We start from the raw sequence: 17220 nt of genomic DNA on the forward strand, positions 1-17220 counted from the left end.
CGACCCGAAGCTGCGCTCTGCTTCACCAAAAAACTTGCGCCCGCGCTAGGAACAGGCTCGGATGATCGCCGTTGAGAAATGCGCGATCGGCGGGTGCGATCAGCGTCATTGCGCGCGTCCAATTCGCCTGTAGGCGCACGCCGCGCACCGGGTACCAGTTCAGAGCCACGGTGAGATTCTCCTGCCGGCCGCCGAGCGTCGCCGTATTGGCGACGGCTTTTTGCGCAGCGGAACCCGCGGCTGTCGCCAGATAGACGAAGCTCGCCGGGACGAGCCCGCCATTGTTCAGATTGATCCCCTCATAGCGCGCGGCGACCTCGACGGCGCCATAGCCGCCTTTGTTCAGAGGGTCCTTGATCTTCACATCGGCGAAAGTGCCGGGCGTGCTCCAATTTTTGTCATAGCCCTCATAGGAGGCGGCGCGCGATTCCCCGGTGAGGAACAAAGATGCAGCGACATGATAGGCGCTGTAATGCAGCTGCGCGCCGCCGCCATTGGCGTAGAGGAAGGCGAGCGTGGCGTCGCGCTGATATTGAGCGCCGACATATTCCGCCTCGACAGACACGGGACCATAGGCGGCGGCGGCTTCGAAGCCGTAATTGTAGGAATATTTCAGGCAGCTTGGCCGCTGCACGAAAGGCGCGACCAGCTGGCCGGCGCCGGTCGTCGCGACATTGAGCGTCGCCGCCGAGGCCGCGCAGGAGAGATCCTGCGCCGCGGGCACTCGGACCGTCGCCCCGCCCGCGCCGAGAATTCCGGTGAGCTCGCGCTCGAAGCCGGAGGCGCCGGGCGTCAGATTGGTGGCGTCGGTGGCCGCGGTCGTCCCATTGGGGCGATGATAGACGAAGGATCCGCCGAAATGGAGCAGCGCATCCTCCTCGTGAATGGGCGCATAGACGGCGCGCGCGGAAGCGTCCCAATATTGCGCGTTTCCGGTGGGCGGGGCGCTCGCCGTGTCCTGCGGGCTTGTGGAGAAAATGCCGCCCTTGAGCGCCCAGCTCGCATCGCCGACGCCGACGGCTGCGCCAATGTGGCGAGCGGGACCGAGATTGGCCGTCAGGCTGCGTTCGAGGAAGGTGATGTGCTTGTCGGAATCGAGCGTTTCCCGGCCGAAAGGCTCGTGGAAATTGCCGATCTGGATGGAAACCGGCTGGGCGCTGATCCACTCGGGCAGGAATTTGGCGCGATAGGCGAGATAGGCGTCGCGAATGCCGGCGACGCCTCCGGCGGCGGTGGCGAAATCATATTGGAAACGATAGATCCAATTGCCATAGGCGCGTCCGGTCACTTCGAGCTCGGCGCGGCGGAAGCCGACATTGCTGCGCCTTATCGTGTCCGCCGAGCTGGCGAAGCCGCCGTCCGTATGGATGCGTCCGCCGACCTTGAAATCGAAGCTCTTGTCCTCGCTCTCGACATAGAGGCCGTTCTTGAAGCTGACGAAGACGGGTGGCGGGACTGCCGCGGCCGGAGCGGACGCCGTCGGATCTCGGCGCTCCGTCGCCGTCCGATTTGCTCGGGACTGGGCGTCGAGCTTGGTCTCTAGGCGTTTCAGCTCCGCTTTCAAAGCTTTGATCTCACGGGCCGTATCGGCGAGACTCGAGACGGGGGCGCCCAACGCGGCTATGAGCGTTGCAGCTGCGACGCCCTTTCGATCTGCACGACTCCCGCCTTTGACGAACATGCGCATTTCCCTCCAGCAGCCCGAACAGCTCGTTAATCACGACTCGCTGGAGCAGGCCTTGCGTCAGTCGGCAGAAGGAGGGGATGCAGCGCTCTTCACGCTTTGGCGGTCGAGGATGGCGACGATGGGAGAGGCCGACGATCATGCTGCGCCTGCTCGAGCGCGTCGAGCATGAAGGCCGCATGCGCCGTGCGCGAGGCGCGCCGGCCGACAATCCGCCGGGCGAGGGCGGCGATCACGAAAGCCACATAGACGAAGTCTCGCCAAGTCGAGACATAGGTGAAATCGGACAGCCAGAGGGTATGAGCATTCCTTCCCGGCGCCATGAAGGGGGCGAGGCGGATATATGCGCGCCGACGCGGCGAAGATCGCCGGATCGGCGCCGGCGGCGACTTCGATCTGGCGCATGAGACCGAAGGCGTCGCGGGCGTCGAATAAATCGGTCGCTCGGTAGTCCGAGCCGTGGCGTCGCGAGGCCGTGATCGAGCGGCGCGGCGCCCCGCTGGAGCCGTGCGGCTTGGACGGCTCAGAACTCCACGCGCAGCGACCCGATGAAGCTCTGTGGTTGTCCGATCATGACAGTGGTCCTGTTGGCGGCCGAGATGAAATATCGCGTGTCGGTTAGATTCCGGGCGTTCAGCTGCGCAGTGAATGTGTAGCCTTCATATGCGAATTGGTAGGAAATCATCCCGTTCAGCAGAAAGTATGTCGGTAGCGTGTAGGAGTTCGCATTGTCGCCGAATTGGTCGGCGACGCCGGTCACGCCGCCGGCGACGCTCAAACCTCTCAATGGTCCGTCGGCGTCGTATTTCACCCATAGATTGCCGTAATTGCGCGGATTCCCAGGTAGCGCATTGCCTTTGATGGATTGCTGCGTGGCGATCGCGGTCAGATAGTTCGGGTTGAGGACGCCCTGCATGATGCGAACGTCGTCATGCGTGTAATTGGCGAGAACGCTCCAATTGTCGTCCACGCGCCCCATGACGTCGAATTCGACGCCGCGGCTGCGCACCTTGCCGATCAACAGCGAATTGTTCGAGTTGGCCGGGTCTGGCTGCGGAATATTGGTTTTGACGATGTCGAAATAGGCGGCGGTGGCGGAGATGCGCTTGTCGAGCAACTCGACCTTCACGCCGCCTTCGAACTGCTCGCCCTTCTGAGGCGGGAGAACTTGCCCGACGCCCGTTTGACCATTGTTCGCCCCGAGCGATCGGGTGAAATTGCCATAGAGGCTCAACCAGGGCAGGGGCTGGACGCTCAAGCCGATACGCGGGCTGAAGCCATGGTCGTAGCGGTCCGCGAAGCTGGCTCGGGCGATGTCGGGGGTCGCATATTTCGTGCTCGAGCCCGTGCGCGACCAGTCGAACCGTCCGCCGAGAAGCAGATGCACGCGGTCGTCGAAGGCCGAAATCATGTCCCGCCCATAGACGCCGTCCCATTTCTGTCTCTGGAAAACCCAGGACGGCCCGTAAGCGAAGGGATTTTGCAGCGCGACATAGATCGGATTATATATATTTATCGTTTGCGTGTTCGAGTTGAACACATTCACCATAGGCCATGTATAACTGAAGTGATCATAGCCGAATAGCAACGAATGCCGCAGCGGTCCGGTCGAGACATTCCCCTTTATGTCGACGTTCGTCGTCAGCATCTGTTGATTGAACCCCGGCGAGGTGTAGAGCGCTGTGGTCAAATTTCCGGTCGCGGCGTTGAACGATGTCGAATAGGTGTCCATGATTCTGGCGTTCGAATTCGTGTACGCCAGTCGGTTGGCGATGCTCCAATCGGAGTCGAAGCGATACTCCCAATCATAGGCGATCATCTTTCGCTCGAAGCGATCGGGCGTGCTCTGGAGTATCCCCGGCTGTTGCAGATATCGCGTCAGCGGAATCTGCGCCAGCGTTCCGCCGACTGCCGGAAAAAGAGCGAAATCATCGACTGCGGTTCTGTGCAGATATTCGAAGTCGATGTTGATCTTGAATTGATCGGTCGGGCGCCACGAGACGGTCGGAGCGACGAAGACATTTCGATCGCTGACGAAATCGCGGAACGAATCTTCGTGAAGATAGGCCGCATTGACGCGATAGAGCACGGATTTGTCGGATGTCGCCGGCCCTGTCGCATCGATGTTCGTTCGCGTGAGGCCGTAGGAGCCGATCTGTTCCTGGACAGAATAATAGGGCGTCTCGAGCGGACGTTTCGTCACTATGTCGATGATGCCGCCGGGCTCGACACGGCCGTACAATATCGCGGCCGGGCCTTTCAGCACCTCGATGGATTGCACATTGGCGGTGTCGAGGAAGTATTGCGAATATTGCTGCAATCCGTTGCGATAGGGGTAGGTCGTGAATCCGCGAACCTTATACTGTTCGACATAGCTCGGGTTGGGCCGCACGCCGCTCGAATTCGTCAGCACCGTATCGATCAATCTGATCGCCTGCTGATCGTCCATCGTCTGGCGGGTCACGACCTGCACCGAGACAGGCGTCTTGAAGATCGGCGCATCCATCTTCAGCGCAGAGGTCGCCGTGTCCGCTCTATAGCCCGTGAATCGGTCGCCCGGCCCCTGCGGCGCGCCTCCCGCCTCGCGCGCGCCGGGCTTGTCCTTGCCTTCGGCGCCGACGTCGATCGGCGGCAGCTGTTCCGCCCCAGCGTCGTTGCGCACGCCATTGTCCGCCTGCGCCAGCAGGATCGACACGCTCTCGCCATCGTCGGAGAAGCGATAGGAGAGGCGGGTGCCCTCGAGCAAGCGATCCAGCCCGTCCTTGACGGAAAAAGAGCCTCGAAGTCCCGGCGACGACATGCGGCGCGTGACATGTGCGTCATAGAGAATGTGGAGCCCGCTCTTGTCGGCGAAGCTGTTGAGCGCGGAGCCGAGGGACCCCGGCGAAATGCTGTAGTCGCGCGAGATATAGATCGGCAAATCCGGAGGAATCGCCGCCCGCGCGGGCGCTGGCTGGCCCGTCCCGATCGTGAGTGCGCCGAGCGCCGCCGCCGCGACTGTCGAACTCATACGCGCGTCCTTGTTTCGCCCTCTCGCCCTCGCCGCCATCTTCGTTTCCCTTCGAGCAGTGATGGGGCTCATTGCTGTCCCCGTCTATCCGACGCGCTCGAAATGGAAACCGGAACCGGCTCTCGAAAATTTTCTTCCCCGCGAAAGGCCCCGTGGCCCTCACTCGTGCAGGACGATCACATAATCCGTGAGAAATGTGGCGCGGAGCCCGAGAGCCTGATCCATCTCCCTGAGCGTACGCATCGGATCGTCGGCGCCGAACACGCCGGTGACGCGGCGTGCGCAATCTGATGCGCGCAGACAAAAAACATAGCCGTGGCGATGACGGCCGAGCACGGCCAGCACTTCGCCCAGAGGCTGATCCTCGACGATCAGCTTGCCGCGCCGCCACGCCGTCGCAGCGTCCACGTCCTGGGCTACAGGCGCGGCCGCCGGCCTGTCGCGGTCATAGGAGGACTGCCGCCCCTCCTCGACGACGACATTCCCGCCGCCGCTGCGGACCTCCACCCTATGCTCCGTCACCGTGACGCGCGCGCCATCGCCGATCAGCGCCACGTCGAAAGCCGTGCCCAGCGCCGTGACGGTCCCCTCGGCCGCTTCCACCACGAAAGGACGGGCCGGGTTCGGCGCGACCTCGAACAAGGCCTCGCCACGCAGCAGGACCACGCGCCTCTCGCCCGCCGCATATCGCAGCGTGATCGCCGAGCGCGCGTCGAGATGCGCCTTGGAGCCGTCGTCCAGGACGATAGAGCGGATCTCGCCGACGCCCGTGGAGCGATCGGCGCGCAGGGCGATCGAAAGATCGTCGAAGCCCAGAAGCAAGGCGAATGCGGCGGCGGCGGCGAGGGCGGCCGCCGGTCGCTCATAGCGCCGGACCGCAGGGACACGCACGTGCGCGTAGAGCGCGGGCTCCATGCTCCGCACATGTCGGACCATGCCGGAAATATCGGCGAAGGCCGCGCGATGCGCCGGATCGCGCGCGAGCCACGCCTGAAAGGCGACCTCTTCCGACGGCGGCAGCGGGCCGGATCGGCGCGCGACCCACCAGGCGATGGCGGCCTCGCGGGCGGGGTCTTCATCGGAGTCTTTCGGGTCTTGGCGCATTTCGAAGTCCCAGAGGCGACCGAGGGCTATCGTCTATTCCGACGGCGAAGGCGGACAAAACGGAACCTCGCCCGCGAAAATTTCGTCTCAATCCAGAGCGGCGCGGCACAGCCGGATGGCGCTGGCCATATGCTTGCGCGCCATTCTGTCCGAAATGCCGAGCCGGCGCGCCACCTCGCTCATGGGGATGTCCTCGAACACGGCCATGAGGAACACGTCGCGGCAGCGGGGCGGCAGTGCTCGGATCGCCGCGTCGAGCCTCTGCGACTTCCTCTTGTATTCGAGAATCTCGTCGGGCGTGGCCGCGTCGGACGGGGCGTCGACGAAATAATCGACATATTCGAGATAGCGCGTCTCGGTCCTGCGCCGGCGGGCGAAATCCAGGCTGAGATTGGCGGCGATCCGCTGGAGGAAGGCCGGCGGATCGAGGACGGTCTCGAAGCTCTCATGGCGCAGCGCCCTGAGAAAGGTCTCCTGGAGGAGATCCGCAGCATTGTCGGCCCCGACTTTCCGCGTGAGATAGCCGAGCAACTCGCGCCGGTTACGCAAGAACAGCGCGCGCAGAAGCGACTTTTTGTCGTCGAGCATGAGGGGCTCCGGCAGGAGCGAGGGAGAGTCTCGGGCAGGCTCCGCCGCCCCCGATCGGGGCAATGCGTCTGCGCGCCGCTGGCGGCGAAGCAAAAAGGCTATGCGAGCCGAGGCGGCGCGCGCTGTGACCAAGAGGTGATCCAGCCGAGGGGCGACGCCGGTTCTCCGATCAGGAGGAAATAGGTGGAAATGGCGCCGGCGATCGGAAATGATGGTCTCATGCTGTCCGGCGTCGCCGCGGCACTATCGCCGAGGACGCCGAATTGGCCGGAGCGGCACGGGATGCAGCAGGAACAGGAAATGTGCCGCACGGGCGAATGTCGATGGTCGCCAGCGTCGCTGTCGGCCGCGCAGCGAGCGAAATCCGCCGAGACGGCGCCGCCGTCCACGACGTTCCAGCGCGCCGACGCCGCGGCTGTCATGCCTTGAATGACGAGGACCCACGCCGTTAGGCCCGCGATCAAAATGCGGGCGCCCCTCTTCGTCCAAGGCGCGGACTTGTCCATGCTGCTCACGGAACCTCTGGATCCTGCGCCGAGTCAAGGGCGGAGGACCAGACGCCAGGCGAATGCGCATCGCCTGTTGCAGAATCGTCACATGGATCGAACGGCGCGGCTCGATCGACAGCATTCCGTCAAAGCACAGCAAAGCAGGCCGACTTTCCTGGCGCCGGTGCAGCGGCTGGCGCCGCCGAGCCGTCAGAGCGGGACGGCGAAAATCCTGCAAGCGGTCTGTTGCGAGGAGATGGTCGCGCTCGGCGCGGCGCGCATCTGCACGCCCGAGCCGGAGGCCTCGGCCAGCCGAGCGGAGCAGAAAACGAGCGAGCCGACGCCGAACGCTCGTCCAGACCTACGCCAGTGCGCCGGGAGATTCGCTGAAGAGCGAAGCTGTGAAGCCATGTGTCACAAGGGATGTGGAAACTCGCCCCAGCTAAGGCGATTTTCTAGTGATTCCAGTAATTTGTGGAATTCTGGCTGGGGCGGGGGGATACCGCCCCCGGGCGCCAGAATGCGCAAGTCATTGGCGTCGCATCACGTCCGGCGATGCTGGCCGAGTGGTGTCACGCGCATTTGTAGCACTCTGGCGCCGCGACGGAATCCGTGATCCGCCGCGGCTATCTTTGAGGCGTGCGTAATCGGTCGGCTCGGCCGCGAAATGGTTGCGGCGGCGAATGGCGCGAATGGCCCGCTCGGATCGAGCCGGCGAGCCCTGTCACCGTGCGACAGGAGTGGGCGCGGCAGGGTGGATGAGGCCGGCGTCGCGCAGACGGCGCCAAAACTCTGCCGGAATGATCTCATCCATGGCGGCGCGATCCTCTGCAATGCGGCTCGGACGGCTCGCGCCGGGTATCGCCGCCGCGACCGCCGGATGCGCGAGCGAGAATTGCAGCCCGGCCGCCTTCATGCCGACTCCATGCTCGTCGGCGATCGCTTTGATCCGCGCGACCTTGTCGAGAATGGCCGGCGTCGCCGGCGCATATTCGAAATTGGGTCCGCCCACCAGCGCGCCCGAGCTATAGGGTCCGCCCACGACGATGCGCAGACCGCGTTCCGCCGCCATCGGCATCACGCGCTGAAGCGCCTTTTCATGGTCGAGCAGCGTGTAGCGGCCGGCGAGCAGAAATATGTCGGGACGCGGCTCGTCGAGCTCCATCACGATCTCGATCGGCTCGACGCGGTTGACGCCGAGGCCCCATCCCGCGATCACGCCCTCCTCGCGCAGCCGGTCGAGTGCGCGAAAGGCTCCGAGGCGCGCGCTCTCGAACATGGCCAGCCACTCGTCGCCATAGAAGTCCTGCGCCACGTCATGGACGAAGACGAAGTCGATATGGTCTGTCCTCATGCGCTTCAGGCTGTCTTCCAGCGAGCGCAGCGTCGCGCTCTCCGAATAATCATTGACGATGCGGTTCGGACGGCCATGAGCGAAGACACCGCTCGTCTCGCCGAGATCGCGGGCGCCGATGTCCTCGACCTCGTCGAGGATGACGCGGCCCACCTTGGTGCTGATGACGTAATCCTCGCGCGGCTTGCCCGCCAAGGCCTCGCCCAAGCGGAGTTCCGCGAGGCCGGCGCCATAGAAGGGCGCCGTGTCGAAATAGCGGACGCCGTCGTTCCAGGCGGCCTCCACAGTCGCGCGCGCCTCCTCCTCTGGAATGTCGCGAAACATATTGCCGAGCGGGGCGGCGCCGAAGCCGAGCTTGCTTGGCAGAAGCTTCTGTATGCTCACCGTTTCCATCCTTTGGCTCCTCCGGCGGCGGCCTTCCGGCCTGCCGCCGGACCCTGGTCGATCAGAATTCCTGCGTAGTCGGGCGCAGCACGATTTCATTGATGTCTACATCGGCGGGCTGCTCGATCGCGAAAGCGATGGCGCGCGCGACGGAAGCGGCCGGAATAGCGATCTTGTAAAAATCCATTACAGTCGCGCGGGCGCCGCTCGTCGTCGAATATTTGAGGTCGCTGTCGACGGCGCCCGGCTCGATCGAGGTGACGCGGATCTTGCCGCCGATTTCTTGCCGGAGCCCCTCGGAGATCGCGCGCACGGCGAATTTCGTGCCCGAATAGACCGTGCCACCCGGCGCGAAGACCTTTGTGCCGGCGACGGAGCTGATGTTGATGATATGGCCGCTGTCCTGCGCGACGAAGATCGGCAGAGCGGCGGCGATTCCATAGAGCACGCCCTTCAGATTGACGTCGATCATCGCGTCCCATTCCTCGGTGTTCACTTCGATCATGGGACGGATCGGCATCAGCCCGGCATTGTTGACGATGACGTCGAGGCGGCCGAAATCGGCGACCGCCGCATCGACGACCGCCTTGACCTGATGCTTGTCGGTCACATCCAAAGGATAGGCGCGCGCCTCTCCGCCCGCTTTCGTGATCTCGGCTACGACCTCATCGAGCTTGTCCTTGCGGCGCGCTGCGACGGCGATGCGGGCGCCGCGCGCGGCGAGATGGCGCGCGGTCTCGGCGCCGAGTCCGACGCCGCCGCCGGTGATGAGCACGACCTTGCCTTCGATGCCTTCGCTCATGATGCAAATCCTCTTTTGTCGCGCGTGTTCGGCTTCCGCCGGAGACGTGGTCGACGGTTCCGGCCTTCTCGCACCGCCGGAGATGATGATTGGACGGTCAGCCCACCTGGACGGGGTCGAGCGACAAGGCCGTCCGTTCGGCGAGATCATTGATCGCCGCGAGATAGGCGTGGAAATGGGGCGTCTCGCGATGCGCCGCAACTGCTTCGCTGTTCGTGTAGAGCTCGTCGAGCACGAAGCGCGCGGGATCGGTCTGGTCGCGCCATAGATCGTAGCGCAGATTGCCCGGCTCTGCGCGGCTCGGCGCGATCATGCCGGTGAGCAGCGTTTCGAGCGCCTCTTGCTTGTCGGGTTTGGCGGTGAGCAGAGCGATGATTTTCACTGTCATTGCTGTCCGTCCTTCGACTGTCGCGAGGAGCGCGACGCGCATGCGCAGCGCCCCGCCGGTCATGCGCGTTCTCATTTCATTTGCTCATGTCGGCGCGAGCGAGCGATCCAACGCCGCGATGAGGGCCGCGGCGATCGGATGATCGGAGCGCGGGTTCTGTCCGGTGATGAGCTCGCGGTCGATGACGACATGCGGCGCGAAGTCGACCGCGCCGACGGAAACCTCGCCGCCTGCCGCCGTCAGCGCGAAGGGCATGTCGAAATAGAGCTTCGCATGGAGGATCTGGTTCTCGGCGACCGTCTCCTCGCTCGCTGAGAAGACGGTCATCCTATAGCCGGCATATTGCCAGCCCTCGGCCCATTTCCTGGCGATCTCGACGGCGCCGGCGATCAGCGCCGCGCGGAATTCGCGAGCGTGCGGCATCGCCGCGACCACCGCAATCGGGCCGTGGCAGAGTAGGGCGGTGGGCTTGGCGCTTTCGTGGAAATGGCGAAGGACTTCGCCCATTTCGCGATCCTGCATGAGGTCTGTGATCGGCGCGTGTCCGCCGGGAACGAAGACGCCGACATAAAGGTCGAGGCCTTCCGCGATGACCTCGCGCAGCTTGCGTGGCGCGTTCATCGCGGGATGCTCGGCGTAGAAGCTTTTCGCGCGCCGATAGGCGGCCTCGTCGCTGTCGAAATGCGCGGCCGTGTCCGACGTTGCGTCGATATGCGGCTTGGTTCCGTCGGGCGTGGCGAGGACGATCTCATAGCCGGCGTCGATCAGCGCCATGGCGGGGATGACGGTTTCGTTGAGATATTGACCGGTCGCGCCCCAGCCGCCGCCCTGGACCTCGATCCGTGTGGCGTTGGAGCCGATCGCCAGCACTTTCCCCTTGGTCATTGCAGCCTCCATTGGCTCACGTCCCCTTGGACGCCGCCAACATGCGCCTGCGCCTATCATTCTGCAGCTTTATTTCTTTTATTCTAGATATAGGTATGGGATTATAACTGATGCGCTATGATCTGAACCTGCTGCCCATCTTCGTCGCCCTGATGGAGGAGCGCAGCGTCACTCGCGCGGCGGAGCGGCTCGGCATGACCCAGCCGGCCATGTCCAATGCCTTGGCGCGGCTACGGGCGATGCTGCAAGATCAGCTTTTCATCCGCGGGCGCTACGGCGTGCAGCCGACCCCGATCGCTCTGGAGCTCGCTCCGGTGGTCGCCGATGCGCTGACGAAGCTCGACGACGCCGTGCTGGGCCAGCAGGATTTCGATCCGGCGAAGGCCGAGCGTCTCTTCACCATCGCACCCAACAGCTATGTCGAATATGTGCTGGCGCCGGCGATCGTCGCGCGGCTCGGGCGGATCGCGCCGGGAGTCACTTTGCGTCTCACGCCCTATGGCAATGACCTCGCCGAGACCGGAGTCGTTTCCGGCGCCACGGCGATGGTTCTCGGCCGTATCGTCGACCCGCCGGACAATCTCGTCGTGCAGCATCTGATGGAGGAGAGCCTGGCCTGCGTGGTGCGGGCGGACCACCCCGAAATCGGCGACAAGATCACGAGGAAGCAGTTCGAGGCGCTGCGCCACGTCAATGTGGTTCCGCCCGGCCGCCTGCGCGTGGGGCTGTTTCAGGCGCTGGCGCGACAGGAGCTGCGGCGCGACGTCGCCATTTCAGTGACGAATTTCTTCGCGGTCGCGGAGATGGTGGCGGTCACCGATTATTGCGCGACCTTGCCGCGCCTGATCTGCCGCCGCCTCGCCGACGACCGACGGCTCAAGGTGCTGCCGGCGCCCGTCGATCTCGGAACCTTCCCGGTCGAGATGGCGTGGCACATGCGCTACCGCCACGACCCCGCCCATCGCTGGCTGCGGTCTTTGATCGCCGAAGTCGCGAGCGATATCGTCGGCGAGATTTGAGCGCGCCGCGCTCGACCCCAAACGTCGAGCGATTCCGGTCGCAAGCGTATCGACGATATGTTATCATACTTTATCACCATCCTGATAATCTTCTTGGTTCATGTAGATATGGACAGCTTTCCGCGCCCCGATTGCAAGTCGACGCCGAAGCCGGCGCCGAAGCTTCCGACTATTCCGATAATCGTCGCCGCCACGACGGCCGCACTGATCGGCGCGGCGCAGATGACCGGCTCCTCGGAGGATCGGATTTCTCCGGCGGAAATCGCGCGTCGCGCGTCTATCGCCGAGGCCCGGCCGCCCGTCGCCTTACGTTCGGTCGAACCGAGGGAGATGAAAGCGGCGATGCTCGAAATGGCGCTTTCGTCGCAGGCGCAAGAGAGCCTGGAAGCGGATATCGCCTCGCGACAGGCGAAGCTGGTCTGGATCGTTTTCTACGATTCCGACGCCGAGGACGGCGATGTAATCGAATTTCAAAGCGGTGGATTTTCTCGAATGATCCGGCTCGCCAAGCAGCCGGTCGCCGTAGCGATCCCCTTTCCCTCCGACGGGGTGGCGACGGTCATCGGCGTCGTCGATGGCGGCGGCGGCGGAGTCACCGTCGGTCTCGTCGGGCCGGACGGAGCCGCGCCTCTCGCCGTGCTGAGCGTTGGGCAGCAAATTTCAATCCCGGTGATTTTGGAATAGCGCCATGCAGCGGCTCCTCTCCGCGCTCACGCGTTACGCGCCATTGCTGTTGCTGCCCCTATGGATTTTGTCCACCCTCCAATTGGCGATTCAGTCCGGCGTCACCACGCAATCCGCCAATGCGTTCCTCACACGCGGCTCCTGGTTCTATTTTGCTGTAGCGACAATGGCCTGGGCCGCAGTTGTCGCCGGACTGCTCCACGCCGGGAGGGCGTGGCCTCGCTTTCTATCCCACAGGTGGATCATGGATATTCTCGACCGCCTCACCAACAAAAACGCGCTGGAGCGCCTCGTGGCCGGCGAAAGCCGAATATCGGTGCTGATCGACGCCAATGATCTGAGACAGCGGCTGAAAGCGAAGGTCATCGGGCAGGACGAGGTGTGCGACGACATCGCCGCGCAAATTCGTCGCCGTCTGGCGCTGAGCCTGCGGAACAGGCCGGTCGGCGTTTTCTTGTTCGCGGGCTCGCCTGGAACAGGCAAGACCTATCTCGGAAAATGTCTCGCGGTGGCGTTGGATCGGCCGCTGCTCCATCTGGACATGACGCAATTCTCCTCGCCTCTGGCGTCGACCCAAATATTCGGCTCGCCGCAAGGCTACGCCGGCTCCGACAGCTATGGAAAGTTGACGGCGATGCTGCGCAACCACCCGGAAGTCGTCGTTCTGCTCGACGAGTTCGAGAAAGCGCATGACGAGGTTCACAAGAAATTCCTCACCGCATGGAACGACGGTTTCGTGACCGAGGCGTCGGACGGACGCCAGATCTCGACGACGCGTGCGATTTTCATCGTGACGACCAATGCGGCGACGGAGCAGCTGACGAAGATCGCCAAGGCCGGCGCCGGCGCGCCCGACGAGATCCGCCGCGCCTCGGTGGAGGCGCTGAAAGCTGAAAGCTTCGCGCCCGAGGTTCTCAATCGGATCGATCGGATTTTCGTGTTCGCGCCGCTTCGAGGGCTCGATGTCGCGCGAGTGGCCGCGCTCGAGATCGAGGCGATGATCGCCGGCTATGGCCTTTCGGTCGCCGATGGCGGCATAGATGCGCATCTGCTCTTCGATATCATGCAGCGGCACGAGCGCCTCGGCGCGGCCGCATCGTCGCGCGATCTGGCGCGCGCGATAGAAGACACGATCAGCGATTCTCTGATCGAGGCGAAGCAGCGCAATGCGCAGCGCGTCATGCTCGTCAATGACGGCGGCAGAGTGGTGGTCGAACCCGCATGAGACGTCCGTTTCTCTCGACGCTCTTAGCAGCGCTCGTCGTGGTCCTTCTCGGGCCGGCGCCCGCGAGGAGCGCCCCATCGCCTCCGAAAGAAGGCGATGTCTATGTCGGCGCCATTCGCTTCGGCGACCGTGATTGGCCCCTGCCGGAAGGAAGCTGGGAGCTTCTGGCTTATGTGCCGAAGCTGAATCCCAACGGCGTCCGCGCCTTCCGCGTCGCGCTCGCCCGATATGACGAGCGGCGCAAATTCGAAGCGCTCGTCATGTTCGCCGTCGGCGAAGTCGGCGATCGACCCGGCTCCGATGCGAGCGCCTCGGGGGAATGCGATCCGCCGAAGGCCCGGTATCAAGGCGAGAAAGCGATACGAGACGCAGAAAGCGACTATAGCTGCTGGAAGCTCGGGATAATCGATCGGACGAATTTGCCGCCCGATCCGGTCTCCGATGTCATTCGGCTCAAAATTCCGTCTGAAGAGACGATCGGATTGCTGCCGGCCGTCTCGTCCGTCACCAAGCGAAATGGCGTCATAGCCCATACGTTCGTGTGGCTGCGGACAGAGCGGCTCTATTCGGGCGCTCGCGACGGAAAAGAAATTCCGCCCGCGCTCTGGCCTGGAGGACCACGCTCGAACGACGCATTCGAAGGGCTGAGGCTCAGCATCATGCTGATGCTGCGAGAATGGGCCATTCACTGGGACCATAGGGTGAGAGACGGATTGGCCGGCCCGGCCGCGAGCGCTGCGGAACCGACGGCTGCGCCCCTGCGGCTGCCCCGCCTCCGAAATCCGAGGAGCGACATTCCCATGCTGCCTGACCTGGGAATCCGGGCGGGCGAAGTGTTCTCGGACGTCGCGCCGATCGGCCCCTTTCTCGTGCCGTTGCCGCCGGGGAAGTGGAAAGACGTGCTGCGCAATCCGCAGGTCGATTCAGACGACGCCACCGCGATCGATCAAGTCACACTCGTACGCATCGCCGATCATGCGCTCGAGGGCGTGATCCAGATCGAAGCTCGTTTTCTCGATCCGCAAGAAGAGAGCTTGTGCGCGCAGAAGCGCTCGATCGACCTCGCATCTTATCGTGGCCCCGACGACTATTGCGCGGTCATCAATCCGACCGAGATTTCGCCGGAGGACGCCCGCTTTCCATTATATCGGGAGCTGGTCGCCCGCGGGGTGACGAACGTGCCGCCACAGCTCATCGGCTCCTTTTTCGCGTTTTCCGACAAGCTCATCAGCCTCTACGTCTTCGTCGGATTTTCGCCAGAGCGCGCCGGACTACCAGCGCCCAAATCTTACCGAGCGGGAGCTGTTCCCATCGAATGGACGCCCTTCGTCGAGAAGTGGCGCTGGTGGACGCGCCGCTGGGCGGAGGCGGTGCGCGCCGGACTGAGCGGAGAGCTCGATAACGGGCCGCTCCCCGCGAAATGGCGGAACTTCGATCTCAAAAGCGAAAGATTTCGTCCGGTCGCCAATCCGCGGATCGGCGAAACCTACATCGGCAGCGTGCCGCTCGGCGGCAACCGCTGGCCTCTGCCGCGCGGCGCCTGGACTCTGCTGGCGGCGGTTCCGCAATCCATCGACGACTCGATTGTCGCGGACGAGATCGTTCTGGCGCAGCTGTCGAAGGGCAAGCTCGAAGGCGTTGTCAGCATCGCCTATGCGCGGCCCGATTTGGCTTTACCGGTCGAAAAGGTTCGAAACACCTGCGCGCACGCTTCCGGCTTTTTCAGCGAACGCGAGCGCTTCGAGCTCGGCGCCATTCAGGACTGCTGGGAGATACACATCGACGACGGCGCAGGAATTCGGCGAGCCTTCCGCGGATATGAGGCGATCGAGGCGGAGCTGCGCGCGCGCGGGGTCTCTGCGCCCGAACTAATTTTGAACCCAGTGTTCGAGATCGGCGACCGTGATCGCACGGCGGTCCTGATGTACGGCTTCCCCTCGACCCGGCTCTCGGAAGAGCTGCCCGAGGCGGAGGCGAACGACAAGTCGAAATGGCTGCCGAGCCGAGGGCCGCTCGGCCCACGGCAAAAGGCCGTCTACGCCTCTTTGCGGACATGGATCAAAAGCTGGCACGGTTTCGTCCAAGCGGCTTTCGAGCGAAGGCTCGACGACGCATCCGCGCCCTGGGCCAGGCTCCATCCTCGCGTCCGACGATCGAAACACTGAGGCGGCTCCCCCGCAGAGAACAGGAAATCATGTCGGGCTTCCAACACCTCTGGCGAACCGCGCCCGCGTGGCGGACAGCGTTGATCATCGCGATCTGCGCCTCCGCACTCACTCTCGCCTATCCGCCGAGCTTCACGAGTCTTCGGGCGGGTTCGAGCGGATCGCCAATGACTCCGAGCGCTTATGTCTCGCCGAGCTCCGGCGCCACGCCGGCGACGGAACCGGAGCCGCCCATTTCCACCGTGAAATATGGCGATGTTCTCGAGCGCGAAATTTCTTTCAACGGCCGCGTCATCCCGCTCCCGGCAGGAACATGGCGCGTCGTCGCCTCCCTGCCGGGCACAGACACAAATCACGTCACCATCGATGTGAAGGCGCTGGCGAACGAGTCGGAAGGGAAGCTGCGCGGGCTGGTGCTGCTAATCGGAAACGACGAGACGACGCCGAGCCCGACCGGATTTCGCGCCGACGCCAATTGCGAGAGGAGCGACGTCATCTTCACCAAGCTCGTCCGCAACGAGGATTTTGGCGATCAGCGATGCTATTATGTCGACTTGCTCATCACCGACGCGCAGGAATCCTCGTCGCAGCAGCCAAACACTTTGTTGCGCGCCGCTTTCGGCGACCTCGACGAAAGGCGCGTCACTGTGCCGAGCACAATGCTCGGAGCCATGTTCCGCTATGCGAGCCACGAGCGCCTGCTGATCGCGAAATTCTTTTTCAATCCCGAGGTCGAGGGGATCACGCCATCGACAAAGGTCGCATGGCTGGACAATGACTGGAACAAATATAATCTCGCGCGAAATCTGGACAAATCACGATATGTTCAGCGTCTCGAAGCCTGGGCCGCAAAGTGGGACACTATTCTACAGTTGGTCTGGACAGGGCAGACATCCACAGCCGTAACGGAAACAGACCGCGCATTGCCCAAGAGTCCGCTTCGACCTTGAAAATTTAGCGATCATGCCGGTGCGAGCATTTTTCGGTGAGCAAGCCGGTTGCGGTGCAATTTTTGCCGATAACTACGCGATGGGTGGCCCTTTGATTTTGGCGCAGGTCTCATCGACGCGCCACGATCCGCCAGCCCGGCGCGAAACGGTTCCACCGCTTTTCGACCTCCGGAACGTAGCGCTGAACCCAGCGCATGATGGTCGTATGGGCCAACGACAAGCTGCGCTCCGCATCGTTTCCACGAGATCTCGGAAGCTGAGCTTGTATCGCAGATATCAGCGCACGCAGAGAACGATGACCCATTGAAAAGATCGTTCGCGCTCAGCATCGCCCATAACCCCGGCGTTCGGTTCCGCCCTCGGGGATTATGCCCTGCTCACGCCGTTCGCACCAGAACCCGACGCGCAAGGGCCACGTAGAGCCGACTACCAGCGGACGGCTAAAACATTGTACGGATAGGATTGTTTCGGCGTTACGGCGAGTGGTAGC

General features: G+C 63.5%; 15 protein-coding genes and 2 pseudogenes. 6 read left to right on the forward strand and 11 right to left on the reverse strand.

The genetic code is table 11. The features are described 5' to 3' along the window. Positions 1-22 precede the first annotated feature (22 nt). The 5 genes and pseudogenes from METLW3_RS0107170 to METLW3_RS0107195 form a co-directional block, all read right to left on the reverse strand. Complete coding sequence (locus METLW3_RS0107170; protein WP_024879280.1) at positions 23-1615, reverse strand: porin; 1593 nt, start codon at positions 1613-1615, stop codon at positions 23-25. Between the two features lie 194 nt (positions 1616-1809). Further along, a pseudogene (locus METLW3_RS0107175) lies at positions 1810-1980 on the reverse strand (IS3 family transposase); the annotation flags it as partial. 227 nt (positions 1981-2207) lie between these two features. Further along, positions 2208-4694: a TonB-dependent receptor gene (locus tag METLW3_RS0107185; protein WP_024879282.1), complete on the reverse strand. Its 2487-nt coding sequence runs from the start codon at positions 4692-4694 to the stop codon at positions 2208-2210. Between the two features lie 159 nt (positions 4695-4853). Continuing rightward, positions 4854-5798 carry a FecR family protein gene (locus tag METLW3_RS0107190; protein WP_024879283.1) on the reverse strand — a complete coding sequence of 315 codons (945 nt, stop codon included), beginning with the start codon at positions 5796-5798 and terminating at the stop codon, positions 4854-4856. Positions 5799-5885: 87 nt separating this feature from the next. Beyond that, the gene (locus METLW3_RS0107195; protein ID WP_024879284.1) at positions 5886-6386 is read right to left on the reverse strand and encodes an RNA polymerase sigma factor; all 501 of its coding nucleotides are present in this window, start codon (positions 6384-6386) and stop codon (positions 5886-5888) included. Positions 6387-6575: 189 nt separating this feature from the next. Between METLW3_RS0107195 and METLW3_RS28135 the strand changes: the two genes are divergently transcribed. Next, positions 6576-6815: a hypothetical protein gene (locus METLW3_RS28135; RefSeq protein ID WP_134188040.1), complete on the forward strand. Its 240-nt coding sequence runs from the start codon at positions 6576-6578 to the stop codon at positions 6813-6815. Positions 6816-7598: 783 nt separating this feature from the next. Here the strand turns inward: METLW3_RS28135 and METLW3_RS0107210 are convergent. The 4 genes from METLW3_RS0107210 to METLW3_RS0107225 all read right to left on the reverse strand — a co-directional run bounded on the left by METLW3_RS0107210 (position 7599) and on the right by METLW3_RS0107225 (position 10687). Continuing rightward, positions 7599-8612, reverse strand: a complete 1014-nt coding sequence (locus tag METLW3_RS0107210) for an aldo/keto reductase (RefSeq protein ID WP_024879287.1) — start codon at positions 8610-8612, stop codon at positions 7599-7601. 61 nt (positions 8613-8673) lie between these two features. After that, the gene (locus tag METLW3_RS0107215; RefSeq protein ID WP_024879288.1) at positions 8674-9414 is read right to left on the reverse strand and encodes an SDR family oxidoreductase; all 741 of its coding nucleotides are present in this window, start codon (positions 9412-9414) and stop codon (positions 8674-8676) included. Between the two features lie 97 nt (positions 9415-9511). Beyond that, the gene (locus tag METLW3_RS0107220) at positions 9512-9802 is read right to left on the reverse strand and encodes a putative quinol monooxygenase (protein WP_024879289.1); all 291 of its coding nucleotides are present in this window, start codon (positions 9800-9802) and stop codon (positions 9512-9514) included. 84 nt (positions 9803-9886) lie between these two features. Then, positions 9887-10687 (reverse strand): type 1 glutamine amidotransferase domain-containing protein, encoded by an 801-nt coding sequence (locus METLW3_RS0107225; protein ID WP_024879290.1) that lies wholly within the window; start codon positions 10685-10687, stop codon positions 9887-9889. A gap of 110 nt (positions 10688-10797) precedes the next feature. Here METLW3_RS0107225 and METLW3_RS0107230 point away from each other — a divergent pair, with 110 nt between their 5' ends. The 3 genes from METLW3_RS0107230 to METLW3_RS0107240 all read left to right on the forward strand — a co-directional run bounded on the left by METLW3_RS0107230 (position 10798) and on the right by METLW3_RS0107240 (position 13615). Beyond that, positions 10798-11706 (forward strand): LysR family transcriptional regulator, encoded by a 909-nt coding sequence (locus METLW3_RS0107230; RefSeq protein ID WP_024879291.1) that lies wholly within the window; start codon positions 10798-10800, stop codon positions 11704-11706. Positions 11707-11799: 93 nt separating this feature from the next. After that, a complete protein-coding gene (locus METLW3_RS0107235; RefSeq protein ID WP_134188041.1) occupies positions 11800-12390 on the forward strand; it encodes a hypothetical protein in 591 nt (196 codons plus the stop codon). Between the two features lie 4 nt (positions 12391-12394). Beyond that, on the forward strand, positions 12395-13615 hold the full coding sequence (locus METLW3_RS0107240; RefSeq protein ID WP_024879293.1) for an AAA family ATPase: 1221 nt from the start codon (positions 12395-12397) through the stop codon (positions 13613-13615). A gap of 23 nt (positions 13616-13638) precedes the next feature. Here the strand turns inward: METLW3_RS0107240 and METLW3_RS28140 are convergent, their stop codons facing one another. After that, the gene (locus tag METLW3_RS28140) at positions 13639-14148 is read right to left on the reverse strand and encodes a hypothetical protein (RefSeq protein ID WP_157516528.1); all 510 of its coding nucleotides are present in this window, start codon (positions 14146-14148) and stop codon (positions 13639-13641) included. A gap of 267 nt (positions 14149-14415) precedes the next feature. On the opposite strand from METLW3_RS28140, the gene METLW3_RS28145 reads away from it, so the two are divergent. Then, positions 14416-15780 carry a hypothetical protein gene (locus METLW3_RS28145; protein WP_157516529.1) on the forward strand — a complete coding sequence of 455 codons (1365 nt, stop codon included), beginning with the start codon at positions 14416-14418 and terminating at the stop codon, positions 15778-15780. A gap of 167 nt (positions 15781-15947) precedes the next feature. Next, positions 15948-16730 carry a hypothetical protein gene (locus METLW3_RS0107250; protein WP_036308732.1) on the forward strand — a complete coding sequence of 261 codons (783 nt, stop codon included), beginning with the start codon at positions 15948-15950 and terminating at the stop codon, positions 16728-16730. 154 nt (positions 16731-16884) lie between these two features. Here METLW3_RS0107250 and METLW3_RS29055 read toward each other — a convergent pair. Then, positions 16885-17066 (reverse strand): annotated as a pseudogene (locus METLW3_RS29055) (IS6 family transposase); the annotation flags it as partial. Between the last annotated feature and the right edge of the window lie 154 nt (positions 17067-17220).

This window comes from Methylosinus sp. LW3, from assembly GCF_000527115.1.
In the GTDB taxonomy this organism is placed as follows: domain Bacteria; phylum Pseudomonadota; class Alphaproteobacteria; order Rhizobiales; family Beijerinckiaceae; genus Methylosinus.